The sequence below is a fragment of the Nocardia kruczakiae NBRC 101016 genome (assembly GCF_001612965.1).
Classification (GTDB): Bacteria; Actinomycetota; Actinomycetes; order Mycobacteriales; family Mycobacteriaceae; genus Nocardia; species Nocardia kruczakiae.
Window position 1 is genome coordinate 1 of sequence record NZ_BDBL01000096.1, and the last position, 1,632, is coordinate 1,632.

General features: G+C 66.2%; 1 protein-coding gene. It reads right to left on the bottom strand.

Going from position 1 to position 1,632, the window contains the following annotated elements; translation table 11 throughout:
* Window positions 1–1,632, bottom strand: a 1,632-nt coding sequence (locus tag NK1_RS33155; RefSeq protein WP_501193614.1) for an RNA polymerDNA-directed RNA polymerase subunit B, incomplete at both ends; no start/stop codon positions are given.

Sequence of the window (1,632 nt, forward strand, 5' to 3'; positions counted from 1 at the left end):
ACCGTTCTCGGTGGCCGGACCGTCGGCGAGGACATCTCCGCCGGCCACCCGCTGTCCTTCGTCCACGATGGGGCGCTGGTTGGCGCAGGTGCCCTGATTCGTGCGCGAGAACTTCCGCAGCCGATAGCTGCGCCGCGTCCCGTCGTCGTGCACGACGGTGATGTAGTCGGCCGAAACCTCCTCCACCACACCGGCTTTCTCGTTGACGATCAGATCGCCGGCATCGACGGCGGCCCGTCGCTCCACACCGGTGCCGACCAGCGGCGCCTCGGTGCGCAGCAGCGGCACCGCCTGTTTCTGCATGTTCGCACCCATCAGGGCGCGGTTGGCGTCGTCGTGTTCGAGGAACGGGATCATGGCGGTCGCCACCGACACCATCTGGCGCGGCGAGACATCCATATAGTCGATCAGGGTCGAATCGACGAGCTCGACCTCGGAATTCTTGCGCCGCACCGGAATTCGCGCGGCCACGAAGCGTCCGCCGGCATCGAGCGGTTCGTTGGCCTGCGCGACGACGTGCCGATCCTCCTCGTCGGCGGTCAGATAGTCGACCTCGTCGGTGACGGCGCCGTCGACCACCCGTCGATACGGGGTTTCGATGAAACCGAACGGATTGACCCGCGCGTACACCGAGAGGTAGCCGATCAGGCCGATACTCGGACCTTCCGGGGTCTCGATCGGGCACATCCGGCCGTAGTGGCTGTAGTGCACATCGCGGACCTCGAGGCCGGCGCGCTCCCGGCTCAGACCGCCCGGCCCCAGCGCCGACAGCCGGCGCTTGTTGGTCAGGCTCGCCAGCGGGTTGCGTTCGTCCAGGAACTGCGACAGTTGTGAGCTGCCGAAGAACTCGCGGACCGCCGCCGTGATCGGGCGGATGTTGATCAGTGTCTGCGGGGTGATGGCCTCGACATCCTGGGTCGTCATCCGTTCCCGGACCACTCGCTCCATCCGCGAGAGCCCGATGCGGATCTGATTCTGGATCAACTCGCCGACCGTACGGACCCGCCGGTTGCCGAAGTGGTCGATATCGTCGACCTCGACCGGCACCTCCGGCCCGCCGGGCGCGGTCATCGTGGAATCGCCTGCGCGCAAACGCAACAGGTACTCGATGATGGTGACGATATCGTCCTCGGTCAGCACGCGCGGACCGCCCGTGCGCCCTCCGTGCGTCCCGAGTTTCTTGTTGATCTTGTAGCGGCCGACCGCGCCGAGGTCGTAGCGGTTGTCCCGGAAGAACAGGTTCTCCAGCAGGTTCTGCGCGGACTCCTTGGTCGGCGGCTCGCCCGGCCGCAGCTTGCGGTGGATGTCGAGCAGCGCCTCGTCGGTGCCGGCGATGTTGTCCTTGGCCAGCGAGGTGGTCATGATCTCGGAGAAGCCGAACCGCTCGGCGATCCGTTCACTGGTCCAGCCCAATGCCTTCAGCAGCACGGTGACCGGCTGACGACGCTTGCGATCGATACGCACACCGACGGTGTCGCGCTTGTCGACATCGAATTCCAGCCACGCACCGCGCGACGGAATCACCCGCGCCGAATGCAGCGTCTTCTCGGTGCCCTTGTCGATCGACGCGTCGAAATACACCCCCGGTGAACGCACCAGCTGCGACACCACAACTCGCTCGGTGCCGTTGAC